The sequence below is a fragment of the Mesorhizobium sp. WSM3860 genome (assembly GCF_002294995.1).
Taxonomy (GTDB): domain Bacteria; phylum Pseudomonadota; class Alphaproteobacteria; order Rhizobiales; family Rhizobiaceae; genus Mesorhizobium.
Window position 1 is genome coordinate 1 of record NZ_NSGF01000003.1, and the last position, 25,094, is coordinate 25,094.

At 62.9% G+C, this 25,094-nt stretch carries 22 protein-coding genes; 11 read left to right on the top strand and 11 right to left on the bottom strand.

Annotated elements, in window-relative coordinates:
• Positions 1-241: 241 nt before the first annotated feature.
• Positions 242-1,651: a type I glutamate--ammonia ligase gene (glnA, locus tag CK220_RS06485; RefSeq protein ID WP_095810764.1), complete on the bottom strand. Its 1,410-nt coding sequence runs from the start codon at positions 1,649-1,651 to the stop codon at positions 242-244.
• Between the two features lie 60 nt (positions 1,652-1,711).
• On the bottom strand, positions 1,712-2,050 hold the full coding sequence (locus tag CK220_RS06490) for a P-II family nitrogen regulator (protein WP_006205430.1): 339 nt from the start codon (positions 2,048-2,050) through the stop codon (positions 1,712-1,714).
• A 344-nt stretch (positions 2,051-2,394) separates the two neighbouring features.
• On the opposite strand from CK220_RS06490, the gene CK220_RS06495 reads away from it, so the two are divergent.
• Both CK220_RS06495 and CK220_RS06500 read left to right on the top strand, forming a co-directional pair.
• A complete protein-coding gene (locus CK220_RS06495; protein WP_095811139.1) occupies positions 2,395-3,921 on the top strand; it encodes an NAD(P)H-hydrate dehydratase in 1,527 nt (508 codons plus the stop codon).
• Entirely contained in the window at positions 3,918-5,924 is a 2,007-nt protein-coding gene (locus tag CK220_RS06500) for a hypothetical protein (RefSeq protein ID WP_095810765.1), read from the top strand. The genes CK220_RS06495 and CK220_RS06500 overlap by 4 nt, the downstream gene beginning before the upstream one ends.
• Positions 5,925-5,945: 21 nt before the next feature.
• On the opposite strand, the gene waaF is transcribed toward CK220_RS06500, so the two are convergent.
• From waaF to CK220_RS06515, 3 genes are all read right to left on the bottom strand, one after another.
• The gene (gene waaF / locus CK220_RS06505) at positions 5,946-6,995 is read right to left on the bottom strand and encodes a lipopolysaccharide heptosyltransferase II (RefSeq protein ID WP_245429006.1); all 1,050 of its coding nucleotides are present in this window, start codon (positions 6,993-6,995) and stop codon (positions 5,946-5,948) included.
• Between the two features lie 12 nt (positions 6,996-7,007).
• Positions 7,008-7,784, bottom strand: coding sequence for a glycosyltransferase (locus CK220_RS06510; protein ID WP_245429009.1), 777 nt, complete (start codon positions 7,782-7,784; stop codon positions 7,008-7,010).
• 449 nt (positions 7,785-8,233) lie between these two features.
• A complete protein-coding gene (locus CK220_RS06515) occupies positions 8,234-9,766 on the bottom strand; it encodes an acyl-CoA carboxylase subunit beta (RefSeq protein ID WP_095810767.1) in 1,533 nt (510 codons plus the stop codon).
• 396 nt (positions 9,767-10,162) lie between these two features.
• On the opposite strand from CK220_RS06515, the gene CK220_RS06520 reads away from it, so the two are divergent.
• Positions 10,163-11,611 (top strand): DEAD/DEAH box helicase, encoded by a 1,449-nt coding sequence (locus CK220_RS06520; RefSeq protein WP_095810768.1) that lies wholly within the window; start codon positions 10,163-10,165, stop codon positions 11,609-11,611.
• A gap of 62 nt (positions 11,612-11,673) precedes the next feature.
• Here CK220_RS06520 and CK220_RS06525 read toward each other — a convergent pair whose 3' ends face one another.
• Both CK220_RS06525 and CK220_RS06530 read right to left on the bottom strand, forming a co-directional pair.
• The gene (locus tag CK220_RS06525; protein ID WP_095810769.1) at positions 11,674-12,663 is read right to left on the bottom strand and encodes an alpha/beta fold hydrolase; all 990 of its coding nucleotides are present in this window, start codon (positions 12,661-12,663) and stop codon (positions 11,674-11,676) included.
• Positions 12,664-12,828: 165 nt separating this feature from the next.
• A complete protein-coding gene (locus CK220_RS06530) occupies positions 12,829-13,674 on the bottom strand; it encodes an SDR family oxidoreductase (protein ID WP_095810770.1) in 846 nt (281 codons plus the stop codon).
• Positions 13,675-13,868: 194 nt separating this feature from the next.
• Here CK220_RS06530 and CK220_RS06535 point away from each other — a divergent pair, with 194 nt between their 5' ends.
• The 4 genes from CK220_RS06535 to CK220_RS06550 are packed head-to-tail and all read left to right on the top strand — an operon-like array spanning position 13,869 to position 17,113.
• On the top strand, positions 13,869-14,903 hold the full coding sequence (locus tag CK220_RS06535) for a cysteine synthase A (RefSeq protein WP_095810771.1): 1,035 nt from the start codon (positions 13,869-13,871) through the stop codon (positions 14,901-14,903).
• The gene (locus tag CK220_RS06540) at positions 14,903-15,646 is read left to right on the top strand and encodes an alanyl-tRNA editing protein (protein WP_095810772.1); all 744 of its coding nucleotides are present in this window, start codon (positions 14,903-14,905) and stop codon (positions 15,644-15,646) included. The genes CK220_RS06535 and CK220_RS06540 overlap by 1 nt, the downstream gene beginning before the upstream one ends.
• Positions 15,647-15,692: 46 nt before the next feature.
• Positions 15,693-16,544: a 3-mercaptopyruvate sulfurtransferase gene (gene sseA / locus CK220_RS06545; RefSeq protein WP_095810773.1), complete on the top strand. Its 852-nt coding sequence runs from the start codon at positions 15,693-15,695 to the stop codon at positions 16,542-16,544.
• Between the two features lie 5 nt (positions 16,545-16,549).
• Positions 16,550-17,113, top strand: a complete 564-nt coding sequence (locus tag CK220_RS06550; RefSeq protein WP_095811141.1) for a GNAT family N-acetyltransferase — start codon at positions 16,550-16,552, stop codon at positions 17,111-17,113.
• Here CK220_RS06550 and CK220_RS31325 read toward each other — a convergent pair.
• Complete coding sequence (locus CK220_RS31325) at positions 17,017-17,442, bottom strand: hypothetical protein (RefSeq protein WP_176479008.1); 426 nt, start codon at positions 17,440-17,442, stop codon at positions 17,017-17,019. The genes CK220_RS06550 and CK220_RS31325 overlap by 97 nt on opposite strands.
• Before the next feature lie 256 nt (positions 17,443-17,698).
• Between CK220_RS31325 and CK220_RS06560 the strand changes: the two genes are divergently transcribed.
• Positions 17,699-18,166 (top strand): DUF1203 domain-containing protein, encoded by a 468-nt coding sequence (locus CK220_RS06560; RefSeq protein WP_095810775.1) that lies wholly within the window; start codon positions 17,699-17,701, stop codon positions 18,164-18,166.
• 479 nt (positions 18,167-18,645) lie between these two features.
• Here CK220_RS06560 and ald read toward each other — a convergent pair whose 3' ends face one another.
• Positions 18,646-19,761, bottom strand: a complete 1,116-nt coding sequence (ald, locus tag CK220_RS06565; RefSeq protein ID WP_095810776.1) for an alanine dehydrogenase — start codon at positions 19,759-19,761, stop codon at positions 18,646-18,648.
• Between the two features lie 212 nt (positions 19,762-19,973).
• Here ald and CK220_RS06570 point away from each other — a divergent pair, with 212 nt between their 5' ends.
• Entirely contained in the window at positions 19,974-20,447 is a 474-nt protein-coding gene (locus tag CK220_RS06570) for an Lrp/AsnC family transcriptional regulator (protein WP_059188527.1), read from the top strand.
• 90 nt (positions 20,448-20,537) lie between these two features.
• On the opposite strand, the gene CK220_RS06575 is transcribed toward CK220_RS06570, so the two are convergent.
• Entirely contained in the window at positions 20,538-21,197 is a 660-nt protein-coding gene (locus CK220_RS06575; protein WP_095810777.1) for a 5-formyltetrahydrofolate cyclo-ligase, read from the bottom strand.
• Between the two features lie 174 nt (positions 21,198-21,371).
• Between CK220_RS06575 and CK220_RS06580 the strand changes: the two genes are divergently transcribed.
• Together CK220_RS06580 and CK220_RS06585 are read left to right on the top strand one after the other, a co-directional pair.
• Positions 21,372-22,637 (top strand): NAD(P)/FAD-dependent oxidoreductase, encoded by a 1,266-nt coding sequence (locus CK220_RS06580; protein WP_095811142.1) that lies wholly within the window; start codon positions 21,372-21,374, stop codon positions 22,635-22,637.
• 126 nt (positions 22,638-22,763) lie between these two features.
• Entirely contained in the window at positions 22,764-24,737 is a 1,974-nt protein-coding gene (locus CK220_RS06585) for a bifunctional 2',3'-cyclic-nucleotide 2'-phosphodiesterase/3'-nucleotidase (RefSeq protein WP_095810778.1), read from the top strand.
• A gap of 29 nt (positions 24,738-24,766) precedes the next feature.
• Here CK220_RS06585 and CK220_RS06590 read toward each other — a convergent pair whose 3' ends face one another.
• Positions 24,767-25,057, bottom strand: coding sequence for a hypothetical protein (locus CK220_RS06590; protein WP_141245099.1), 291 nt, complete (start codon positions 25,055-25,057; stop codon positions 24,767-24,769).
• Positions 25,058-25,094: the final 37 nt, after the last annotated feature.

Below are 25,094 nucleotides of genomic sequence, written 5' to 3' on the forward strand. Positions count from 1 at the left end.
ACACCAATTTACTCAGCTCAATCAATACGCAAAAACAAAACCCCGCCGAAATTCGACGGGGTTTGTCAGCGGTCTGAGCCCCGGCGAATGCCGGGGCTTTTTTTAGGCGGCGATGGATCTCGCGACAGTGCAGGCCTGCTGTCTGACGAGGCGCATCCTGCGGCCTCTCCGTCCTCTAGCGAGCTATTCACGAAAAACCCCGGCTTTCGCCGGGGTTCTTTTCTGTCGGAAATGCAGTCGCTTAGACCGAATAGTACATGTCGTACTCGACCGGGTGCGGGGTCATTTCGAAGCGCATCACCTCGGCCATCTTGAGCTCGATGTAGCTGTCGATCTGGTCGTCGTCGAAGACGCCGCCGGCCTTCAGGAAGCCGCGGTCCTTGTCCAGGTTCTGCAACGCTTCGCGCAGGGAGCCGCAGACCGTCGGGATCTTCTTCAATTCCTTCGGCGGCAGGTCGTAGAGATCCTTGTCCATCGGCTGTCCGGGATGGATCTTGTTCTTGATGCCGTCGAGACCCGCCATCAGCATGGCTGCGAAACCGAGATAGGGGTTCGCGCCCGGATCGGGAAAGCGGACCTCGACGCGCTTCGACTTCGGCGAGGAGCCGAACGGAATGCGGCAGGAGGCCGAACGGTTGCGCGCCGAATAGGCGAGCAGCACCGGCGCTTCGTAACCCGGCACCAGACGCTTATAGGAGTTGGTGAGCGGGTTGGTGAAGGCGTTGATCGCCTTGGCGTGCCTGATGATGCCGCCGATGTAGAAGAGGCAGGTTTCCGACAAGCCGGCATATTCGTTGCCGGCAAAGGTCGGCTTGCCGCCCTTCCAGATCGACTGGTGCACGTGCATGCCCGAGCCGTTGTCGCCGAACACCGGCTTCGGCATGAAGGTGGCCGTCTTGCCATAGGCGTTGGCGACCTGGTGCACGACATACTTATAGATCAGCATCTTGTCGGCGTTGCGCACCAGCGTGTCGAACTTGATGCCGAGTTCGTGCTGGGCGGCCGCGACCTCGTGGTGATGCTTTTCGACGCGCACGCCCATTTCGGCGAGCACTGTCAGCATCTCGGATCGCATGTCCTGGCAGGAGTCGATCGGCGGCACAGGGAAGTAGCCGCCCTTGATGCGCGGTCGATGGCCGAGGTTGCCGGTCTCGTAGTCGGTGTCGTCGTTGGACGGCAGTTCGGTCGAATCCAGGCGGAAGCCGGTGTTGTAGGGATCGGCCTTGTACTTGACGTCGTCGAACACGAAGAACTCGGCTTCCGGGCCGACATAGATGGTGTCGCCGACGCCTTCCGACTTCATGTATGCTTCGGCCTTCTTGGCGGTGCCGCGCGGGTCGCGATTGTAGGCCTCTCCCGAGATCGGATCGAGGATGTCGCACAGGATGACCATGGTCGACTGGGCGAAGAACGGATCCATATGGACGGTATCCGTGTCCGGCATCAGCACCATGTCGGACTCGTTGATCGCCTTCCAGCCCGCGATCGAAGAGCCGTCGAACATGACGCCGTCGGCGAACATGTCTTCCTCGACCTCGACGACGTCCATCGTCACATGCTGCAGCTTGCCCCTCGGATCGGTGAAGCGCAGGTCGACGAATTTTACATCGTTGTCCTTGATCTGCTTCATGATGTCTTTGGCTGTCGTCATGTCATGTATCCCTGTGTGCTGACGTTTTTTGATGATGACGGTTCAGGAAGACGGGTGGAGTCAGACCGCGTCCATGCCGGTCTCGCCGGTGCGGATGCGGACGACTTCCTCGATATTGGAGACGAAGATCTTGCCGTCGCCGATGCGGCCGGTCTGCGCCGCCTTGCGTATGGCTTCGATGGCGCCTTCGACGGCGTCGTCGCCGAGCACGACCTCGATCTTCACCTTGGGCAGGAAGTCGACGACATATTCGGCGCCCCGATAAAGCTCGGTATGGCCCTTCTGCCGACCGAAACCCTTGGCCTCGGTGACGGTGATGCCTTGCAGCCCGGCCTCCTGAAGCGCTTCCTTCACTTCGTCCAGCTTGAATGGCTTGATGATCGCTTCGATCTTTTTCATGTAGAAAGTGGCCTCCACTGCCAAAGAGACGGGTTGCGCGCCCCGCTTGCGCCTTCATCAAGCACGAAGCGTGCCAATTACCAGAGGTTGAGGGCGGTATCGGGCGATTTCCATGCCTTGCCGCACCCGAATGCAAATCCGCGTCATCCGCTGCATTGGATGCGTCATCGACGCCCAAAGCCTATACATCGCTCCTCCATCCGTCTGCGCAAAATTTGAGCAGATAGCGCAATTTGCAGGCAGATTCCCCTCCGGGCGCCACCGCTTTGGGATGCATTCGGCCGCCGCTGTTGCTTCGAACCGCAAATCGGACAATGCTTGATCGGATGGAGATCGGCAATCCCATGCGCAATGATCTTCTTTCGCCGTCCGAAATGGCCGAAGCCGACCGGCTGGCGATCGCACAAGGTCCGCTCGACGGCTACGGATTGATGCGCCGGGCCGGCCGGGCCGTGGCGGCCGTGCTGCTAGCGCGTTATCCGGCTGCGCCACGGGTGCACGTGCTGTGCGGACCCGGCAACAATGGCGGCGACGGCTATGTCGTGGCGAGCCTGCTCCGGAAGAGCGGCGTCGACGTTGCGTTGTGGCGATCGAGCGAACCGCGCGCAGGCAGCGATGCCGCGCTGGCTGCAGCCGATTGCCCGTTGGAGCCACGGCCGCTATCTGCCTTCGCAGCCGAACCGGGATCGCTGGTGGTCGACGCGCTGTACGGAGCGGGGCTCTCGAAAGCACTATCGGGCGATGCCGCCCGGGCGGTCGAGGTCGTCACGAATCTCGGCTTGGCGGTCGTCGCCGTGGACCTGCCATCGGGCGTTTCCGGCGAAAGCGGCGCCATCCTCGGCAGCGCATTTCGTGCGGCCGTTACGGTGACCTTCGCGCGAAAGAAGCCCGGGCATTTGCTACTGCCGGGGCGGGAAATGAGCGGCGAGATCGTGCTCGCCGATATCGGCATCGGTGACGGTATCATCGCTCGAGTCGCGCCGCGCACCTTCGAGAATGCGCCGGCGCTCTGGCTGCCTGCCTTTCCGGTTCCGGCTGTCGATGCGCATAAATACAAGCGCGGTCATGCCAGTGTCTTTTCGGGTGGTCCTGCGGCCACTGGTGCCGCGCGCCTGTCGGCGCTCGCAGCCGCAAGAAGCGGGGCAGGGGCAGTGACGGTGCTGTCGCCGGCGAACGCCATGCAGGTCAATGCCGCGCATCTGACATCGATCATGCTGCGCAAGGTCGACGCGGTTGCCGATCTTGGTGCGTTCCTTGCCGATCGCCGCCCCTCGTCCTTTGTGCTCGGCCCGGGGTTTGGCGTCGGCGAAAAGGCGCGCGATTTTGCCGTTGCGCTGCTCGGCGCCGGGCACGCACAGGACACCGGCGTTGAAGGACTGGTGCTCGACGCCGACGGCATCACCTCGTTTCGCGACGAGCCTGAGACGCTCTTCCAGGCTGCCCGGAAGTCCGGCGCCCCAGCGCTGGTGATGACCCCGCATGAAGGCGAGTTCGGCAGGTTGTTCCCTGAGGTCGCGCGCGACAAGGCGCTTTCCAAACTCACCAACGCCCGCGCGGCGGCGGCGCGAGCCAACGCCGTCATCGTCTACAAAGGCGCCGACACGGTAATCGCAGCACCAGAAGGCCGCGCTGCGATCAACGGCAATGGCGCGCCATGGCTTGCCACCGCGGGCTCGGGCGACGTGCTGGCGGGCATCATCGCCGGGCTGCTGGCGCAAGGCATGTCAGCGTTCGAAGCGGCCTGCGCCGCTGTCTGGATACACGCCGAAGCCGGCAGCCGGTTCGGACCCGGCCTGATCGCCGAGGATTTGCCTTTGGCCATGGTGCCTGTGCTGCACGCGTTGGTCGAAGATGGGATGGCTGCTCGATGATGAGGCTGGCGATGCTTGTCGCGGTCGCCGCCATCACTGTACTTGGCGTGCGGGCGGCTGATGCCGCCGGTCGCCCGGTCACGGTCGTGGACGATCCGCAGGTGCTCGCCAAGCTCGACGCCGATGGCTTCGGCTTCGCCGGTATTTTCGGTGTCAGCGGCAAAGTCGATCTGAAAACGCTTTATGACGCGGCGCCGGCCTACCACGCCATCGTCGAAACTGTAGCAGCTGATGTCGCAGCACTGCGCGCGGAAATGAAAGCAGGCGGCCGCCCGCTCTATGAAGTGACCGACGGCAATGTCGGCCGCATCATCGATCTGCGCTGGCTGAAGACCGACGCGGCGCGCTTCCGGCTGGTCGGCGTCGTCAATCGGCTCGACCGGCGTGACTTCGCAAAGCTCGGTGGGGAAGCGAGCTGCGGCGAGGTGCGCTTCATCTACCGCCTTGCCTATAGTTTCAGGAAGAACGGCAAGGTGTTGGCCTCGCGGCTGCCGTTCAATTTCAATGCCGTCTACCGCGCAGCTCCGGACGCCGACGGCGGCTGCACCGGCGTCGCCGGGCGCTGGACACCGCAGATCGACGAAGCGGCGGATGCCGGGTGGCTGTCCGGCGGACCGCTGGACAGAGCGAGCCTCTCCTTCAAGCATCTCGAACTGAACGCTCAGGTGGTGCGCTTTCCTTCCGGCCAGGAAACCGAATTTGGCGGTCAGGCCGCCTATCTCATGCGCATCTTCGGTATCGACGGCACCACAATCAGCGAGAAGCCGCTGGAAAATACGCCGAACACTGCCCGCCTTGCGCAAGACGCGCAGTTGAAGGCGAGACTTGCGGACTATGTCCGCGCCAACGCCGGCGCAATCGATCTCGGCGTCTACGAAATCCCGGATGAATTCCTGGCGAAGAAGGTCATCTCCTGGTCGACCTTCGGCAGTGCCAGGCAGGCCAATCATCCATTCACACCGCTGTTCGAGCCGAAGGCGTTTGCCGGGCTCGACTATTCGAAACTGACATTGGCGCGGACAGCTGAAGCCCTGATCGAGCGGCTCGACAACGGCGCGTGCCAGGGTTGCCATCAGGCGGGTTCGACCGCCGGATTCCATTTCATCGGCCTCGACGATAGCACGACCTCGCCGCTCAACCGCATCGAGGTCGGCATCTCGCCGCATCTCCATGCCGAGATTCCGCGCCGCGAAGCGTGGCTGCAGGCGACTGCGGAAGACAGAGAAGCGAACGGGTTTCGCCCATTGTCCTTCGCACCACCCGCCGCGTGGAAAGAGACCGGCGAGATCGCCTATAGGCCGGCCGAGACGGCGATGCCGTGCTTGGTGCCGGAAGACGCCGCCCGCTTCGGCAACAGCTGGCAATGCGGAGCCGGCACGGTCTGCACCCCGATCGCTACCGCTACAGGGGTTAAGACGAAACTAGCGCAATGCCTGCTGCCTAAGGATAGCCGGAAAATCTTTTCCGGCCATCCCTGCCTGACCGGCACGATTGCCAGCGATGCCGCGCAGCCCTTCAACGACCGTTACAAGATCACCGGCCAGTTCGCGGCCTTCGCGCCCGCCATTTCACGCACCGCCTATACCTGCCGGCCGCCCAAGATCGGCGTTCCAGGCGGCTTCGTCTATCGCGGCTGCGACGCCAAGGATCTGGCCTTCTCCGCCTTCAGGAGCGGCAAACCGATGCCGAGCGAAATCTGCGGCCTGGTCGGCGGCAAGAAGTTCGACCTCTGCGTGGCGACCAACAATTTCGACCAATGTCTCGGCGGCGCCGTCAACCGCGGTAATCGCCCGGCCTGCTCAGCCGATCATTTCTGCCGCGAGGACTATATGTGCCAGTCGCTGCCGTCCAACACGCCGGGTGCCGCCAGGGTCAAGGGCATCGGCTTCTGCTCGCCGACCTATTTCCTGTTCCAGATGCGCATCGACAATCATGCGACGCCGTGGGCGAACATCGCCCGTGCCGGCATGAGCGCGGGCTTTGGCGCCGCCGCCGAGGAATAATCGGTCATGCCGGCTGGATGCCTATTTTTTGACGGTTGCCGCCAGCGCTTCGAGCACACGCTGCTCACTGATACCGCGCGTGTTCAGGACCCAGCTCGGTATTGAGATCGGAGGCTCGATGAAGGTTACCTGCTCGTTCAATGGTCCGTGCACGTAGGATCGGTTCGAGCCGAAGATAAGCACGCTTGGAATGCCCAAGGCGCCGGCTGCATGGGAGACACCGCCATCGACGCCGAGAAAGACGGTGGAGGCCGCGATTTGGTGCATGGCCTCGGCAATGTCGGGCGTCGAGGTGAAGTCGATCGCCTCAGGCAACAAGGCGCGAATCTGGGCGGCAGCCTGGCGTTCGCGCGGACCGCCGACGAGCCAGACGGACCAGCCCCGTTCAATATGCTTCCGTGCGACCGAGACGAAGCGCTCGGGCGGCCAGGAGCGCATGTTCTGGAAATCGGATGTATAGAGGGAAAGCACCGGCCTTGCCGGATCGATGCCGTTGCGCCGGCGCCACTTGGCAACGTCTTCGGCCGAAACCGCCAGCCGCGGGGCCGGCAGCTGTTTTTCTTCGGCGGGCTGCCTGCCGAGGAGCGCGATTGCGCAGACTTGTTCGACGAGCCTTGTCTTGCGCGGGCCGAAGGCCGCGAAGGTTTTCAGCCATCCCGCCGGCAGCCGGTTGACGATGCCGAACTGGAGCTCGCGCGGATAGCCGATGCGCTCGGGAATGCCCGCCAACCACGGCACCAGGGCCGCCTTGGTGCTGCTGGTGAGCAGATAGGCTGCCTGATAGTTCTCCTGGCGGAGTTCGCGCGCCAGCCGCGCCCGCTCTTTGAGACCGGGGTTCCAATGCCTTTCAACGGTCCAGGCCTTCCGGACATGCGGCATCAGGCGCGCCAGCGGCGCGGCGAGCGGCGAGGTGATGACGTCTATCGGCTGTCCGGGAAACGTCGCCGCTATGATTTGAATTGCCGAATGGCAGCGGATGAAGTCGCCGATTGCCGGCAAGCAGAACACGAGAATGGGGCGCAACGCGCGAAACCTTTTCGATCCGACACAGTCGCCGCGAACGGCGAGCATGCCGGTTCCTTGTCATGGAAGCGCTTCGCCATCAAGGATGCGGGCATAGAGTTCCAAATAGGCCTTCGCGGTTTTCGCGATCGGAAATCTGTCGGCGGCAGATTCACGGCATTTGCGCATGCACAGGTCCGCTATCTCGGCCAGGCCTTCGGCGAACTCCTCGTCGCTCTCGAAGAATCGGCCCGTATCCGTGTCCACCGTCTCCGGCAAGGCGCCGCGCGCTGTGGTAAGAACGGGCGTGCCGCACAGCATGGCCTCGATCGGCGCATTGCCGAAAGGCTCTTCCCAGGCGATCGGATTGAGGAAAGCCTTCGATGCGCCCAGCAGGCGCAGCTTGTCGTCGCCGTCGACGACGCCGTTGAAGCGATAGCGCCGGGATAGGCTTTTGAAGAAGACGCCCTCGCGACGGGTCCGACTTCGGCCGAGCAGCTTCCACCGCGAGCCGCCGGCGATATCGAGGGGAAAGTCGAATTTCCTGGCGAGCTCGACCGCCCGGTTCAAGCCCTTTCCGGCGCGTGCGATGGCCGCCATGAAGAGGAGGCGATCGCTCTTCGATTCGGCCAGCCGATAATCATCCACCGGAAAGCCGTTGTAGACGAAGGTCTTGCGGCCGTGCAGCTGGGCGTGCCGTGCGCTGATGAAGCTCCAGTTCGGTTGCGGCCGTGGATAGTCCGGCAAATGGCCGCGTTCGGTGTTGAGGGTCGGGAAGGGAACCTCGACCTTCCACGCATGAAGGTGGACGATTTGGGTGTCCTTGGGGATCGCCGCGCGGCATTCGGCGTCGCTCACCGCATGCCGGACTTCGCACAGTGGATGTGACGATCCAGGGCCTGCCACGAGAGAGACACGGTGACCCTGCCTGACCAGTTCAGTGGCCAGCCAGTCGACCTGACGTTCTATCCCGCCGTAGCCTTTGCACGGAACAACGCCCTTTGTTGCAAGGGTTATTAGCATTCATCACCGCCATCACATTGCTGTGATTTTAATGTGATTAGAGGTTGCTAGTTGTCAACCTCCGACGACGGATTGCGTAGGCAGAGTTCCAGGTGCTGCCGGCCGCTTTGGCCAAACAAGATCCACCGATCGAGATGCTCGGCGACTCTCGACGTCCATTCGTCATCGAAATGACGGACTCGTCGGCCAGCCGTCTCGCTGCGAAGAGCGGCTAAGCAAAGGGAATAACGGCGGCCCTGCCGAAATGCTCGCCAGCTAGTAGGACCAGTCGCGACATCACCGCCTCATAGCGGAATGTTGTCGTGCTTCTTCCAGGGGTTCTGCATATCTTTGTTGCGCAGCATGCGCAGCGCCCGCGCGATACGGCGGCGCGTCGAATGCGGCATGATCACCTCGTCGACATAGCCGCGTTCGGCCGCGACGAAGGGCGACAGGAAGCGATCCTCGTATGCTTTGGTGTGGGCGGCGATCTTCTCCGCGTTGCCGATGTCCATGCGGTAGATGATCTCGACCGCGCCCCTTGCGCCCATCACCGCGATCTGCGCCGTCGGCCAGGCATAGTTCATGTCGCCGCGCAGGTGCTTCGAGGCCATCACGTCATAGGCGCCGCCATAGGCCTTGCGGGTGATCACGGTGATCTTCGGCACGGTGGCTTCGGCATAGGCGAACAGCAGTTTTGCGCCATGCTTGATCAGCCCGCCATATTCCTGCGCGGTGCCCGGCAGGAAGCCTGGAACGTCGACGAAGGTAACGATCGGGATTGAGAAGCAGTCGCAGAAGCGCACGAAGCGCGCCGCCTTGCGGCTGGCGTCAGAGTCGAGCACACCGGCGAGAACCATCGGCTGGTTGGCGACGAAGCCGACGGTTCGCCCCTCCACACGGCCGAAGCCGGTGACGATGTTCCTGGCGAAGCTCGCCTGGATCTCGAAGAAATCGCCTTCGTCCGCGACCTTCAGGATCAGTTCCTTGATGTCGTAGGGCTTATTGGCGTTGTCGGGGATCAGCCGGTCAAGCGACAGGTCATGGTCCGTCACCGACTGGTAGCATTCGATCTCGGGAATCTCTCCCGTGTTGGACGCCGGCAGCAAGTCGATCAGTCGGCGCATCTGCAGCAGCGCCTCGACGTCGTTGTCATACGCACCGTCGGCGATTGAGGATCGGGTCGTGTGCACCGTGGCGCCGCCGAGGCTTTCGGCGGTCACCGTCTCGTTGGTCACGGTCTTCACCACGTCCGGCCCGGTGACGAACATGTAGGAAGTGTCGCGCACCATGAAGATGAAGTCGGTCATGGCCGGCGAATAGACATCGCCGCCGGCGCACGGGCCCATGATCAGCGAAATCTGCGGGATGACGCCGGAGGCGAGCACGTTGCGCTGAAAAATCTCGGCATAGCCGCCGAGCGCGGCGACGCCTTCCTGAATGCGTGCGCCGCCGGCGTCGTAGAGGCCGATGATCGGCGCGCGGTTGCGTAGCGCCATCTCCTGCACCTTGATTACCTTCTCGGCGTGCGCTTCCGACAGCGAGCCGCCGAAAACGGTGAAATCTTTGGCGAAGATATAGACGGGACGCCCATTGACGGTACCCCAGCCAGTGACGACGCCGTCGCCCGCGATCTTGGTTTTCTCCATGCCGAAGTCGGTTGAGCGGTGCTCGACATACATGTCGAACTCTTCGAACGAACCCTCGTCGAGGAAGACGTCGATGCGCTCGCGGGCGGTGAGCTTGCCTTTCTTGTGCTGGGCCTCGATCCGTTGCTTGCCGCCGCCCATCCGGGCGATCTCGCGGCGGCGCTCGAGTTCCTTCAGCACGTCCTTCATCGCTGCCCCCACATAGAAAGGTGGTTTGTGGTAATCGCGAGGGCAGCGCAGCGCAAGCGTCGCTTTTCTTCCGCCATTTTGTTGCGCTGCAACATCGACCCTTGCATTTTGCGGCGGACTCGGCCATATGCGGCTGCATAGGCGCTTGGGCCGAACTTCGGCTTTCTCCACTAATTGAGACTGGTTGCGTCTGTTTTCCCTCTTTCCGGTTGGCCTCCCGCCGATCGGCAAGCCGGCGAAAGAGCCCCGGGGCATGACGCCCGCGGGCACGACAGCGCAGCCGCGCGGACGCTCCCCGTCCGCCGCCTTGTCGTTTCCTGACAATTTTTCGACGGCAGGTTGCGCCCTGCCGCCATCGATGTTTGCGGTCACAGGGCCGCGTGAAAGAAGACAATTTTGACCAACGAAAATCAGGCGGACCAGAACGGTTTCGCCACCCTTGGAATCACCGGCGCGCTGCTTAAGACCGCCAATGCCGCCGGCTTCACCGATCCGAAGCCGATTCAGGTCCAGGCGATCCCGCCGCAGCTCGAAGGCCGCGACATATTCGGCATCGCCCAGACCGGTTCCGGCAAGACGGCGGCTTTCGCACTGCCGATCCTGTCGAAGATCATCGGGCTGGGCACGAAGCGCCGGCCGAAGACGGCGCGCGCGCTGATCCTGGCGCCGACACGCGAGCTAGCCGTACAGATCGAGGACACTATCAAGCTGCTCGCCAAGGGCGCGCACATCTCGACCGCGCTCGTGCTCGGCGGCGTCTCCCGCTACAGCCAGGTGAAGAAGATCGCGCCCGGCGTCGATATTCTGATCGCCACGCCCGGCCGGCTGACCGACCTCGTGCGCGAAGGCGACCTCATCCTTGCCGACACGAAGTGGCTGGTGCTCGATGAGGGCGACCGCATGCTCGACATGGGCTTCATCAACGACGTCAAGCGCATCGCCAAGGCGACCGCGCCGAACCGCCAGACCGCGCTGTTCTCGGCCACCATGCCAAACGAGATCGCGGAGCTCGCCAAGGGCTTGCTTAAGGATCCCGTCCGCATCGAAGTCTCTCCGCAGAGCACGACGGCGGCCGAGATCGTGCAAAGCGTGGTGCTCGCTCGTACCAAGCAGAAGCGCCAGGTGCTGTCCAAGATGCTGGCCGACGAGGCGATGCGCTCGGTCATCGTGTTCTCGCGCACCAAGCATGGCGCCGATCGCGTCACCAAGGACCTTGCCCGCGACGGATTCGACGCCGCCGTGATCCATGGCAACAAGTCGCAGAACGCGCGCCAGAAGGCGCTCAACGATTTCCGCGACGGCTCGGTGCGTATTCTGGTGGCGACCGATATCGCCGCGCGAGGCATCGACGTGCCCGGCATCAGCCATGTCGTGAATTTCGACCTGCCGGACGAAGCGGAGAGCTATGTGCACCGTATCGGCCGTACCGGCCGCAACGGCAGGGACGGCATCGCGATCACGCTTTGCGATCCATCGGAGAACGGCAAGCTGCGGCAGGTCGAGCGCATCATCCGCATGAAACTTCCGGTCATTGCCGATCATCTCGGCAGCCCCGACCCGCAGCGCGATCCGAAGGAAAGGACCGAGCGTCATTTCGAGCCGGCCAATGACCGCGAGCACCATGGCGGCCGTCGTGACGGCCGCCGTCCCGGCAGCGGCAACAACGGCAAGAAGCGCTTCGGCGGCAAGCCTGGTGGTGAGCGCCAATTCGCGCCGAAGCCGCAAGGCGAACGTCCTGCGGGCGCCAAGCCGAATGGCGAGCGCAAGCCTGACGGCTTCAAGCCCTTCAAGGGCAACAACAAGCGCCGCTTCGGCGGCAAGCGGCCGGCGAACCGGGCCGCTTAAAGCCACCAAGGTTTGATTGAAATAGGCAACGGCCGGAAGCAACGCTCCGGCCGTTTCTCGTTTCACAGGCTCGATTGCTGCTGCATCAGCGCCTTCACCCACACCACGATCCGCTCTGTCAGAAAGCCCGTGGTCTGCGGCGACAGCGCATCGCCTGCAATGACGTGGTTGTCCGGGTCGCCCGTATCGTCGACCGGCACCAGCTCGTGCGGACCGCCCCAGCGGCCGGCCACCTCGCGCGTGCGGTCCGGCCGCACCACCTTGTCGGCATCCGAGAAGATGAACAGGGCCGGGATGGTCGTGTTCTCGACCGGCGCGCGATAGGCGAGCTCGGTCAGCGCAGCCATCGGCAAGGTCGCGGCCATCGGATATTTGGTGGTCCAGAATTTTTCGTGCAGCGCGTTGCGCGCTGCAAAACTGCGCTCCCTGCCGCCGACGAGCTCGGCAATCTCTCTGCCCCAAGGCAGGGTAAGCACCTCGGCGCCGGACGCCTTGACGCCGAAATTGGGCGAGATGAATGCGATTGCCGCGACGCCGTCGGAAGCACCAGGCTGGGTTGCAGCCCATGTCGCCAGTGAGGCGCCGGTCGAGGTGGAGATAACGATCACCTGGTCGCCGATCGCGCGGCCGATCGCCAGCGCCTCCTCATAGTCGTTGATCCAGGCATTCACGCTGCCTTCGGCCATGGCCTCGCCGCCCTGCCCGTGGCCGGTCAGGCGGGTGTAGAAGAGATTGGCCTCGAGCTCCTCGGCGACATCGTCCGGCAGCGGCCGGATCTCGCCCTTGGATGCCGAAAATCCGTGGATGTAGACGATCGCAAGCTTGGTCTTGGCGTGAACCAACGGGTTCGCCCAGATGATCTCCTTGTCCAACCCGTCACGGATATTGGGCACAGCCGCTTCTTCGCGCGCCAGATAGGCCTGAGGATCGTCGCCGATCACCGAAGGATCGAAACGGATCATCGTGTCGACCGCTACGCGTGGGCCGAGGTAGAAACCTGAGAGGAGGATAACGACGAAACCCAGTACCGTAAGCAAGATCCGTCGCCCCATGACCGACTCCAAGCAACAATTCTCAACCTATGGCGGTGCCCGCCGAGAGGCAATCTCTCCCGCCGGATCAGTCGCTGTCGTGCAAAAGCGTGCGACGGTTTTAGGAAACGACGTGCATAGAAAGGCTCAAACGCGTCGCCTGGCTCCGTTTCAGCGCGAGGCGCTTTACGCCGCTTTGTCCGTTGGGCTTTTTTCGCCCGGCATCTTGCGGTCGAAATACAACGGCCGTCCCCGCCAGCTGGTGGTCAGCCCGATCACCAGTCGGCCTACGGGTCGCGGCAGCAGGCCGAGCAGCTTCAGCGGCCAGCTTATGTGATAAGGGAAGGTGACTTCGAAGCCTCCCTTGCGGATGCCCCGCGCCATGCGGCGCGATGCCCGGTGAACAGGCATCAGGCTCGGCATCGGCAGCATGTTCTTCTCAGTCAGCGGCGTGTCGACGAAGCCCGGATTGATCACCTGGATGCGGATGTTCATCTTGTCGAAGTCGTATTTCAGCGATTCCGCCAGAATGTTGATTGCCGCCTTGGTACCGCCATAGGCGGCGGTGGTCGGCCAGCCGGAATAGGCCGTGACCGACCCGACCAGGACGACATGCCCGCGCCCTCGCATGCGCATATAATCGACGGCAGGCACCAGTCCGTTGACGATGCCGAAATAATTGACAGCGAAGGAACGATGAAAATCGCGCACCACGAGATGCTCACCGGGGGTGGCGATGTAGTTGCCGGCGTTGAAGACGGCGAGCACGATCGGCCCCATGTCTTTCTCGATCGCCGCGACAGTGCGTGCCATCCCTTCTTCGTCGGTCACATCGCAGGGAAAGGATTTCACGTGGCCGGCCATCTGCGCGGTCTCGACCAGCAGCGTATCGGCTGGGTCGCTGGCCAGCGCCGTCACCGCGACGGCATAGCCTTGCCTCGCCAGATCCTTGGCCAGCGCCCGGCCGAGGCCGCTGCTGCCGCCCGTGATCCAAGCGACACCGTCTTTCGGGTTGGCCCGGTAGAGTGTCATTGAAAGTCCTGCGAATTGTCTGGGCTAGTGCTCTAGCGGCGAAGAAATGGGATGAAAAGAGCGCTTTTTGAATGCATCGTTGAAATGCTCGGGAGCATTGCAGCGCCCGGAATGCGACTGGACCAGGTAAAATCTTGCCTTGAAACCGCGGCTTCCGGTTTTTAGGGTCTCGCCGCACGCATAAAGGAATCTCCATGCCCCGTAATGTGATCGAAGCGATCGGCAACACCCCCTTGATCCGGCTCAACAAGGCTTCGGACGCGACCGGCTGCGAGATCCTGGGCAAGGCCGAATTCATGAATCCGGGGCAATCGGTCAAGGACCGTGCAGGCCTCTTCATCATCAGGGACGCCGAACAGCGCGGATTGCTGAGGCCCGGTGGTGTCATCGTCGAAGGGACCGCCGGCAACACCGGCATCGGCCTCACCCTGGTCGCCAAGGCGCTCGGCTACCGGACCGTCATTGTCATCCCCGACACGCAAAGCCAGGAGAAGAAGGACACGATCAAGATCCTGGGAGCCGAGCTGATCGAAGTGCCGGCGGTGCCCTATAAGAACCCGAACAACTATGTGAAGCTTTCCGGGCGGCTCGCCGAGCAGATGGCGCGGTCGGAGCCGAACGGCGCGATCTGGGCGAACCAGTTCGACAATGTCGCCAATCGCGACGGCCACATCCGCACGACTGCCGAGGAGATCTGGACCCAGACCGGCGGCAAGGTCGACGGCTTCGTGTCAGCCGTCGGATCCGGCGGCACGCTCGCCGGCGTTGCGCTCGGACTCAAGGCCAAGAGCAGGCAAGTCAAGATCGCGCTTGCCGATCCGTTGGGTGCCGCGCTCTACAGTTTCTATACCAGCGGTGAGCTGAAAGCCGAGGGCAGCTCGATCACCGAAGGCATCGGCCAAGGTCGCATCACCGCCAATCTCGACGAATTCACGCCGGACTTCTCCTACCAGATACCGGACGAGGAGGCGTTGCCGATCATCTTCGACCTGATCCAGGAAGAGGGTCTCTGCGTCGGTGGCTCGACGGGCATCAACATCGCCGGCGCCATCCGATTGGCGCGCGAGCTCGGCCCCGGCCATACCGTCGTGACGATCCTCGCCGACTACGGCACGCGCTACCAGTCGAAGCTGTTCAATCCCGAGTTCCTGCGCGGCAAGAACCTGCCGGTGCCTGGCTGGATGGAAGAAAAAGCCAACATCCCGGTGCCGTTCGAAAAGGTGGCCTGATGGCGCAGAGGACCGAAGCGCTGTTTCGCGACGACGCCTATCTGAGCACGGCGGAGGCGCAAGTTGTCGCCATCAACGATCGCGGCGGCATCCTTCTCGACCGCACGATCTTCTACGCTACATCGGGCGGGCAGCCAGGCGATACGGGCATGTTGGAGCGCGTCGACGGCAGCCGCATCGCGATCGCCGCCACCATCACCGGCGAGACCAAGGACGAGATCATCCATGTGCCGGCGCCTGAGCAGGCCCTGCCGGCCGTCGGTGAAAAGCTGAAGCTCGCCATCGACTGGCAGCGGCGGCATCTTCTGATGCGTATGCACTCCGCCTGCCATCTGCTCACCGTGGTCTGCCCGTTTCCGATCACCGGGGCAGCGGTCGCCGAGGACGACAGCCGCGTCGATTTCGACATTCCCGATGCCGGCTTCAGCAAGGAGGACGTGACAGCGAGGTTGATGGAGCTTGTGCGGGCCAACCATCCCATCTTCACGCGGCTGATCACCGACGAGGAACTTTCGGCCAATCCCGGGCTTGTCAAATCGAAGAACGTGCGGCCGCCCGTCGGCACCGGCAGGATTCGCCTGGTCTGCATCGGCGAGAATGCCTCAATCGACAGTCAGCCTTGCGGCGGTACCCATGTGAAGAGCACCGGCGAAATCGGCGAGATCCATATCGGCAAGATCGAAAAGAAGGGCCGCGAGAACCGGCGCTTCCGCATCCGCTTCGGGCCGATGCCGGCGAATTGACGAAGCAACACCTACCAAAGTCGCGAGGAGCGGGCAGGAGAGGAAAATGGCCGAAGACAGCCCATTCATCGTCGACGCGGATTGGCTCGAGAAGCGGTTGGGAACGCCAGGACTGACCGTCATTGACGCGTCCTGGTACTTGCCGGCGCAGAAACGCGACGCCCGCGCCGAGTATGACGACGCCCATATTCCCGGTGCCCGCTTCCTCGATCAGGACGCCGTTTCGGACCCGGATTCCAAGCTGCCGCACACATTGGCGTCGCCCCGATATTTCGCGCAATATGTCGGCTCGATGGGCGTTTCGGCCGACGACACGATCGTCATCTATGATGGTCCAGGCTATTTCTCGGCGCCGCGCGCCTGGTGGATGTTCCGCGTCATGGGTGTCTTCCAGGTCTATATCCTGAATGGCGGCTTCGACCGCTGGAAGGCGGAAGGTCGGCCGGTAACGGCGGAGCAGACCCGGATCGCGCCTTGCGTCTTTTATGCCGATTTCGATGCAAGCCGGGTTGTCAGCCTCGACGAAATGCGCCGGATCGTCGGAAGCGGAGAAAGCCAGATCGCCGATGCGCGCTCACCCGGGCGTTTCGCCGGAACCGATCCCGAGCCGCGTCCCGGCGTCCGTTCCGGCCATATGCCCGGCGCTCGCAATGTTCCGGTTGCCGCGCTCGCCGAGAATGGCGAGCTGCTGACCAAAGATCGCTTGCGCAAGGTCATTGAGGAAGCCGGAATCGACCTTACAAAGCCGGTCGTCACGTCGTGCGGATCTGGCATTACCGCGGCGGCGATCACCTTGGCGCTGGAAACGCTTGGCCATACCGACAACAGGCTGTACGACGGCTCATGGACCGAATGGGGTGGGCTGAGCGACACGCCCGTGGTGACGGGCAAGGAATGACGGCGATGGAAAACGGTGTACCGAAGGATATCGATGTCACGGTCACATTCCTTGAAATGCACACACCGCCGGCCTCATCTCCCCCGCTGCCCTACAACCGGCAGATCGCGTTGCTGAGGACCAAGGACATTCCGCTGCATTTCTACCGCTACCTGATGGATCGCGTCGGGCGCAAATGGCACTGGGTCAACGTGCTCAGACTCAGCGACGAGGAACTGGCCGCCGGTCTGCATCGTGAGGACCGCGACATCAGCGTGCTCTACCTCGACGGCTCTCCCGCCGGCTTCTTCGACCTCAAGCCGCATCTGCCCGAGGAAGTGGAACTCGCCTATTTCGGCATGATGGAACATGCGCACGGCCAGGGTATCGGCCGCTGGTTCCTGGGAGCGGCCATCTCGGCTGCATGGTCGTATGGGCCGAAGCGCATCACCGTGCAGACCTGCACGCTCGATCACCCGGCGGCGTTGCCGCTTTACCAGAAGCTTGGCTTTACGCCGGTTGCGCAGAAGAAAGAGATCGTGCATCCGCTGACCTTCGCCGAGCGCTCGGCAAGCGTCATGCGGCCGTAGCTAAAGGGGAAGCGCGGGGCAGTCGGCTGCGTCGAGGCCGCTTGCGCAACCGGCGGCGGCTGGCTCTCGAAGGTCGGCAGCGACGTGTCGATGCAGGTCCAGCGAGGCGCCTTGGTCGTCCAGATCGTCGCTGCGGCCGTATCATGTTCGGATCGTGTTTCGCTGTCGGCCACGCCTTCGTAGTCGCGCGTCTTGCCGGCGATCGTCATGTGCGCCGTCAGGAAGCAGACGCTCACCGTGGCGTTGCCCGCGGCGATATACTGGCAGAAGCGGCACCAGCACAGAACGCGCGGTGAGCGGCTCCGCGCGACTCTCGTAGCGGACTGCACCGCACAGGCATCCCCCGGTGATCATGCTCGGATCATCGGCCGACCTCAGCCGCCCGCGCGCCACAGCCCTCCTTCCGCGATCATCATGACGCGGAGCGCCGTACATGGCGGGTCCGGTAACTCTAGTGTCGTGATTTCGGGTTTGTAAGATTTCGATACTGAGCTTCGAGCGACGCCGAACCGCTTGGCAGGAATCGGGTGGCAGGCGCCGTCGGTCCGGCATAATTTCCGGCCAAGGACACCGGAGAATTTCGCCATGAGCATCCAGTTCAAAGCCCTGCCGACCGAAGCCGTACGCGCCTTGCAACGGGGAGGGCCCGACGCTTACGGACATACGCCCGAACGACGGATTTCCGATGGTGATGGCGTGCCGTGCCGGCATTGCATGAAGAACGTCGCAACCGGCGACAGCTATCTCATCCTCGCCTACCGGCCGTTTCCGGAGCTTCAGCCTTACGCCGAGACCGGGCCGATCTTCCTGCATGCGGACGAATGCCAACGCGCCGCGGAGGCGGACGCACTGCCCGAGATGCTCGAAAGCAGCGATTACATCGTGCGCGGATACAGCAAGGACGACCGCATCGTCTACGGCAGCGGCGCCGTCGTCCCGACTGGCGATATAGCGGCCCGCGCCGAGACTTTGTTCGAGCGCGACGCCATAGCCTACATTCACGTCCGCTCGGCACGGAACAATTGCTACCAGTGCCGCATCGAACGAGCTTGATCGCCGGCAAAAAAATGCCCGCCGATGGTCTGGCGGGCCGTTGGAAGTCTGTGACAGAAGCCTTCGGCAGAGCCGCCAGCGGGGCCGGTTTTCACCGAAACCGAGAGCGACCGTAGCCATCGGGTAACGAAATCTGTCTAGGCAGGTTTCTTAAGGGCCGAATGTGAAGTATTTCACACAAAGGCATCGATTGGCAGGCATGGCCGAGCCGCACATGCGCTCGAAAGAACTGTCGTACTCCCGTCGTATAAACGCGCTAAAAGCCAGTTGTTGATCGATTGCCGACCGCGGATGAACCGGCGGTACGTCGCAACATCGAGGAAGCGGGGCTCTGGCTCCGCTTTTTTGTTGCCTGGATTTTCCAAACAAGAAAAAAGCCCGCCGGAAGGACCGGCGGGCGCGACAGGAGGAAACTCCTTGTCTATCCGTTTGTTTTTACGCTTTTCCGGACGGAAACCCGTTACCTGCTTTTCCTGGTATCAAGCGGCAAGCACCGCCTTCGGTTCGACCATCTCGTACCCGAGCGCTTCGGCGACGGCACGATTGGTGATCTTGCCCTTGTGGACATTGAGGCCGTTGCGCAGGTGATGGTCGTCGACCAGCGCCTTCAGGCCCTTGTCGGCGAGCTGCAGGCCGTGATGCAGGGTGGCGTTGTTCAGCGCATGCGCCGAGGTGACCGGAACCGCGCCCGGCATGTTGGCCACGCAATAGTGGATCACGCCGTCGACCTCAAAGGTCGGGTCGGCATGGGTCGTGGCATGCGAGGTCTCGAAGCAGCCGCCCTGGTCGATGGCGACGTCGACGAGCACCGAGCCCTTCTTCATGCCGGAGAGCATTTCGCGGGTGACCAGCTTGGGCGCGGCGGCGCCCGGGATCAGCACGGCGCCAACGACGATGTCGGCCGAGAAGCACTCGTCTTCCAGCGCCTCGACGGTCGAGTAGCGGGTGTGGACGCGGCCGGCGAAGATGTCGTCGAGCTGGCGCAGGCGCGGGATCGAGCGGTCGATGATGGTGACGTCGGCGCCGAGGCCGGCAGCCATCTTGGCAGCGTGCAGGCCGACGACGCCGCCGCCGAGCACGGTGACCTTGCCGGGCAGCACGCCGGGAACGCCGCCGAGCAGCACGCCGCGGCCGCCATTGGCTTTCTGCAGCGCGGTCGCGCCGGCCTGGATCGACAGGCGGCCGGCGACTTCCGACATCGGTGCGAGCAGGGGAAGACCGCCGCGGTCGTCGGTCACTGTCTCATAGGCGACAGCCGTGACGCCCGAAGCGAGCAGGCCCTTGGTCTGCTCCGGATCCGGGGCGAGGTGGAGGTAGGTGTAGAGGATCTGACCATCGCGCAGCTGCACCCATTCATTGGGCTGCGGCTCCTTGACCTTGACGATCATGTCCGACTTGGCGAACACGTCGGCGGCCGTCTTGGCGATGGTGGCGCCGGCGGCGCGATAGGCGTTGTCGTCGGCGCCTATGCCGGCGCCGGCCCCGGCCTCGACAAGCACTTCGTGGCCGTGCGCGACATATTCGCGGACCGAGCCGGGCGTCAGACCGACACGGTATTCATGGTTCTTGATTTCCTTGGGGCAGCCGACGCGCATCTTCTTCTCCTGTCCGGCCCTTGAAAGGGCGCTCTCCCTGACATTGCGGGCATGCCGCCAATCTCAAAACCGCCGCGCAGTTTTGGGCGACATGCATGAGACGCAGTGAAGCATGAATCGTTCCGTATGTGTTTGCGAATGCACTTGCGGCAGCGTCCGGTCTTCGATAATCGTTGCGCGAAAAGCCAGAATATTCGCAGGAAACACGAAAAATGCCGCTCGATAGGATCGATATCGCCATTCTGGAGACTTTGCAGAAGGATGGCCGGATCCCCAATGCAGCGCTTGCCGAAAAGGTTGGGCTGTCGCAGTCGGCGTGCTCCAGGCGCCTGGACAATCTGGAGAAGTCAGGAACCATCCGCGGCTATCACGCGCGGTTGTCAAATGCCGCGCTCGGCCACCAGATGACGGCGATCGTGCATATATCGCTGTCGGGGCAGTTCGAGAAGACGCTGTCCGATTTCGAAGCGGCGATCAAACGCTGCCCGAACGTGCTTTCCTGCCATCTGATGTCGGGCGAATACGACTATATCCTGCGCATAGCGGCCAAGGACCTTGCCGACTATGAGCGCATCCACAAGGAATGGCTGTCGGCGATGCCGCATGTGACGAAGATCAACTCGTCCTTCGCCCTGCGCGAGATCGTCGACAGGACGGCGGTGGGATTGAGGCCGGAGATGGCTTAGCTGCAGTCGGAGCGTTGCAGCGTTTCACGGAAACCCCGAACCGGTCTATCTCTTTGCTTTTGCGCAATCGCGGACGGAAAGTGAAATGCTTTAGGCGCCGGCCGCCTCGGTCACCACGCTGGTCATCGGGATGTCGTGCGGTTGCGGATAGATGGTGGGAATGCGCTGCAATTCATAGCCGACGCCGATCACCAGCGGCCTGAACGGCATGGCGGCAAGCGTACGATCGTAGAACCCGCCGCCATAGCCCAGCCGGTAGTTGCTGGGATCGATGCCGACCACAGGCGAGATCACGATATCGGGCAGGACAGGATCGCCCTCGGCCGGGATAGGGATGTTCCAGACGCCTTTCTCCAGCCGGTCGCCGGGCGCATAGGCGCGGAACACCAGAGGCTGGCCCTTCTCGATGACGACGGGCAGCGCGGTGCGCCCGCCGCGCGCATTGATCGACGCCATAAAGCGGCGCAGGTCCGGCTCGCCACGGAACGGCCAGTAGAGGCTGACCATAAGGCCGGCAACGTTGCCGACCAACGTATCGAGGCCGTCGGTAATTCGTTGTGCCATTGCCGCGCGCGCATCGGCGGAAACCGCAAGCCGCGCGCCGATCAGCCGCTCACGCTCCGCCTTGCGCCAGCGCCGGACATCGGTCCAGTCCGACAGCGGCATCTGATAGGCCGGGTCGAGCTCATGCATGAAACAAGGCGGCGAGGCGTATTGGGCCGGGCCGTCGTCATCGCGATTGTCCGTCATGCTTCACTCCTATCGTTCTGTTCCACGCTATACCCCGGCGGCACTGGACGACATGCGCGTACACGACACCGGGCGACGACTCCCAGGCAGTGACATGGCCAGCGGCGCCGTTGTTGCGGTGCACAAAAATGCTTACATCTGGGCAGTCGGGTTGGTTTTGGCGAGGTGATGAAAATGGACGAAACCAAGCATCATGTCGTGGTCGTCGGCGCCGGATTTGGCGGTCTCGAACTCACCCGCGCGCTGGCCGACGCACCGGTGCGCATCACCATGATCGACAAGCGCAATCATCACCTGTTCCAGCCGCTGCTCTACCAGGTGGCGACCACCGCGCTGGCGACTTCCGAGATCGCCTGGCCGATCCGCCATCTCCTACGCAAGCGCAAGGATGTGACGACGCTACTGGGTACGGTCATCGGTGTTGACCGCGCAGGCAAACGCGTGCTGCTCGATGACGGAAGCGCAGTCGGCTACGACACGCTGGTGCTCGCCACCGGCGCGCGCCACGCCTATTTCGGCCATGACGAATGGGAGCCCTTCGCGCCCGGGCTGAAGACGCTGGAAGATGCCACGACGATCCGGCGCCGCATCCTGCTCGCCTTCGAGCAGGCCGAGCGCGAGACCGATCCCGCCAGGCGCCAGGCGTTGCTGACGCTGGTCATTGTTGGCGGCGGACCGACCGGCGTGGAGCTTGCCGGCACGATTGTCGAGCTTGCCCGTGACACGCTTCGCGGCGAATTCCGCAACATCGACACGTGGCAGGCGCGCGTCGTGCTGATCGAAGCCGGTGACCGGGTGCTCGCCAATTTCGCACCGGAGCTCTCGGCCTATGCGCAAAAAGCGCTGGAGCGGCTTGGCGTGACGGTCGAGCTTGGCCGTGCCGTCACGCAACTGGATGCCGAGGGCGTCGTCTTTGGCGATACGCACCTGCCGGCAAAGACGATTCTATGGGCAGCCGGCGTTGCCGCTTCGCCTGCGGCGGAATGGCTGCGAGCGCCTGCCGACCGGGCGGGGAGGGTGCTGGTCGAGCCCGATCTCACTGTGCCGGGCAGCCCTGAGATATTCGTCATCGGCGATACCGCGCATCTGCTGCGGCCGGACGGCAAGCCGGTACCGGGCGTGGCGCCGTCCGCCAAGCAGGAGGGCAGGCATGTTGCGGCGACGATCAAAGCCAGGCTCGATGGTCACGGAACGCCACGCCCTTTCCGCTACAAGCATGCCGGCGACCTGGCGACGATCGGCAAACGCGCTGCCGCCATCGATTTCGGCTGGATCAAGCTCACCGGCTGGCTCGCATGGTGGCTGTGGGGAATAGCGCACATCTATTTCCTGATCGATTTCCGCAATCGGCTCGCAGTGTCGCTCAGCTGGCTATGGATATATTTTACCGGACAGCGCAGTGCGCGGCTGATCACTCAGGGTGATGACGACAAGAGCTGATGCTTTCATCGACGCGTCACCTTGTCGTGATCAACAGGCATCCAACAGACATGGACTCGAAATCCCTTCGGCGGCATGTTCCGAACCAGGGGCAGGCTTTGTCGCGTGTCTAAGAGGAGGAAAACAATGTCACTTTTGCCCGTCTCCCGCCGCGAATTCCTGGCCGGAGCCGCCGCCAGCGGGGCACTGATCATGCTGCATCCGTTCTCCGCCCGGGCCGCAGCCAATCAGGCGCATCTGAGGATCATGGAGACGACCGACATCCATGTGAACCTGCTGCCCTATGATTATTATGCCGACAAAGCGAACGACACGATGGGCCTGTCGCGCACGGCCTCTCTGATCGACGCGGTGCGCAAGCAAGCCACCAATGCGATGCTGATCGACAATGGCGACCTCTTACAGGGCAATCCGATGGGCGACTACATCGCCTATGAGAAGGGCATGAAGGACGGCGACTTGCATCCGATCATGAAGGGCATGAACCTGCTCGGCTATGAATGCTCAACGCTCGGCAACCACGAATTCAATTACGGCCTGTCCTTCATGGACAAGGTATTGGCGGGCGCCAATTTTCCCTTCGTGTGTGCAAACCTGATCCGGGGCACGACGCTCGCCACGAACCCGCGCGACGACAAGCTCTACCTCAAGCCCTATGTCATCCTCGACAAGAAGATCAAGGACGGTTCCGGCGCCGAGCAGCCGATCAAGATCGGGATCATCGGTTTCGTGCCGCCGCAGATCATGGTCTGGGACCTGAAAAACCTGGAAGGCAACGTCCAGACTCGCGACATCGTTCAGGCGGCCAAGGCCTGGGTGCCGCAAATCCGGGAGGAGGGCGCCGATATCGTCATTGCGCTCTCGCATTCCGGCATCGATATCAAGCAGAGCGAGAAGATGGAGAACGCCTCCTTCTTCGTCGCCGGCGTCGAAGGCATCGATGCGGTCTTCACCGGGCACCAGCATCTCGTCTTCCCCGGTAAGAAGGATTTCCAGGCGCTGGAGGGCGTCGACACCGAAAAAGGCACGCTGCAGGGCAAGCCGGCGGTGATGGGCGGCTTCTGGGGCTCGCATATGGGCCTGATAGACCTGCTTCTGGAGCGCGACGGCTCGAAATGGCGGGTCGTCTCGGCCACCTCCGAGGCGCGGCCGATCTATGAGCGCGTCGACAACAAGAACAAGACAACTGTCGGCGACGACAAGCGCATCATCGCGGCGCTCGAGCAGGATCACGAGGCGACGCTCGTCTATGTCCGCCGCCCCGTCGGCAAGACATCGGCGCCGCTCTATTCCTATTTCGCTTTGGTCGCCGACGATCCGTCGGTGCAGATCGTCAATCAGGCGCAGAGCTGGTATCTCAAAGACATTTTGAAGAGCACAGAGTGGAAGGATGTGCCGCTCCTGTCTGCGGCGGCACCGTTCAAAGCAGGCGGCCGCAACGGCGCCGACTACTATACGGACGTTCCGGTCGGCGATATCGCCATCAAGAACGTCGCCGATCTCTATCTTTATCCGAACACCGTGCGGGCGGTCGAAATCACCGGCTCGCAAGTCAAGGAATGGCTGGAGATGTCGGCCGGCATCTTCAACAGGATCGAGCCCGGGAAGGCGGATCAGCCGCTGATCAACACCAATTTCCCCTCCTACAATTTCGACGTCATCGACGGCGTCAACTACAAGATCGACCTGTCGCAGCCGCCGAAATACGATACGAAGGGCGGCCTCGCCAACGCCGGCTCCAGCCGCATCGTCGATCTGCAATTCGATGGCCAGCCGATTGATCCAGCAGCGAAATTCGTGGTCGCCACCAACAACTATCGCGCCGGCGGCGGCGGCAATTTCCCCGATATCGATGCTTCGAAGATCATCTACGAGGCGCCCGACACCAACCGCGACGTGATCGTGCGCTACGTCGTCAGCGAGGGCACGATCAATCCGTCGGCGGACGACAACTGGTCGTTCGCGCCGATGGCGGGCGCCAGCGTCGTCTTCGAGACCGGGCCTAGGGCAAAAGATTTCATCGGTCAGGTGAAATCGCTGAAGATCGAGCCGGCGGGCGAGGCTGAGGCGGGGTTTGCCAAATATCGCATTACGCTTTGATCTTGCGCTGCCAGGCCGGCCTGATTTGGCTAAGGCGAAGTGGTTGTCGCGGGCGTCGTGAGCGGCCCGGGGAAGGCCGGCTGGATCGACGTGCCGAGCGGATCGCTGGGCACGGTCAGCGGCGCCATTCCTCTCGGATGCCGAATCTCCTGGATGGTCGATGTCGGCGTGTTGTTGACTAGGTCGCTAGCCCCGGGTGTCAGCGTCGGGGCAATCAACGCGCCCAGCGGGTCATTGGTGACTGTGGGCAAGGATACCTTTGCGTCAGCGGCGCTTGCCGAGACAAGCAGCAGCACGGCGGCGGTTACGGTGCGGTTCAAGGAAGCCTCCTGTTGCCAAGCACGCTCGGCGCTCGCC

What these genes read in the sequence shown, in the direction of transcription:
- CK220_RS06500 (WP_095810765.1), top strand. Translation starts at nt 3,918, where the DNA reads ATGATGAGGCTGGCGATGCTTGTCGCGGTCGCCGCCATCACTGTACTT.
- CK220_RS06515 (WP_095810767.1), bottom strand. Translation starts at nt 9,766, where the DNA reads ATGAAGGACGTGCTGAAGGAACTCGAGCGCCGCCGCGAGATCGCCCGG.
- CK220_RS06550 (WP_095811141.1), top strand. Translation starts at nt 16,550, where the DNA reads ATGGAAAACGGTGTACCGAAGGATATCGATGTCACGGTCACATTCCTT.
- CK220_RS06560 (WP_095810775.1), top strand. Translation starts at nt 17,699, where the DNA reads ATGAGCATCCAGTTCAAAGCCCTGCCGACCGAAGCCGTACGCGCCTTG.
- CK220_RS06570 (WP_059188527.1), top strand. Translation starts at nt 19,974, where the DNA reads ATGCCGCTCGATAGGATCGATATCGCCATTCTGGAGACTTTGCAGAAG.
- CK220_RS06585 (WP_095810778.1), top strand. Translation starts at nt 22,764, where the DNA reads ATGTCACTTTTGCCCGTCTCCCGCCGCGAATTCCTGGCCGGAGCCGCC.
- CK220_RS06490 (WP_006205430.1), bottom strand. Translation starts at nt 2,050, where the DNA reads ATGAAAAAGATCGAAGCGATCATCAAGCCATTCAAGCTGGACGAAGTG.
- CK220_RS06495 (WP_095811139.1), top strand. Translation starts at nt 2,395, where the DNA reads ATGCGCAATGATCTTCTTTCGCCGTCCGAAATGGCCGAAGCCGACCGG.
- waaF (WP_245429006.1), bottom strand. Translation starts at nt 6,995, where the DNA reads ATGCTCGCCGTTCGCGGCGACTGTGTCGGATCGAAAAGGTTTCGCGCG.
- sseA (WP_095810773.1), top strand. Translation starts at nt 15,693, where the DNA reads ATGGCCGAAGACAGCCCATTCATCGTCGACGCGGATTGGCTCGAGAAG.
- CK220_RS06580 (WP_095811142.1), top strand. Translation starts at nt 21,372, where the DNA reads ATGGACGAAACCAAGCATCATGTCGTGGTCGTCGGCGCCGGATTTGGC.
- CK220_RS06540 (WP_095810772.1), top strand. Translation starts at nt 14,903, where the DNA reads ATGGCGCAGAGGACCGAAGCGCTGTTTCGCGACGACGCCTATCTGAGC.
- ald (WP_095810776.1), bottom strand. Translation starts at nt 19,761, where the DNA reads ATGCGCGTCGGCTGCCCCAAGGAAATCAAGAACCATGAATACCGTGTC.
- glnA (WP_095810764.1), bottom strand. Translation starts at nt 1,651, where the DNA reads ATGACGACAGCCAAAGACATCATGAAGCAGATCAAGGACAACGATGTA.
- CK220_RS06535 (WP_095810771.1), top strand. Translation starts at nt 13,869, where the DNA reads ATGCCCCGTAATGTGATCGAAGCGATCGGCAACACCCCCTTGATCCGG.
- CK220_RS06530 (WP_095810770.1), bottom strand. Translation starts at nt 13,674, where the DNA reads ATGACACTCTACCGGGCCAACCCGAAAGACGGTGTCGCTTGGATCACG.
- CK220_RS06575 (WP_095810777.1), bottom strand. Translation starts at nt 21,197, where the DNA reads ATGACGGACAATCGCGATGACGACGGCCCGGCCCAATACGCCTCGCCG.
- CK220_RS06525 (WP_095810769.1), bottom strand. Translation starts at nt 12,663, where the DNA reads ATGGGGCGACGGATCTTGCTTACGGTACTGGGTTTCGTCGTTATCCTC.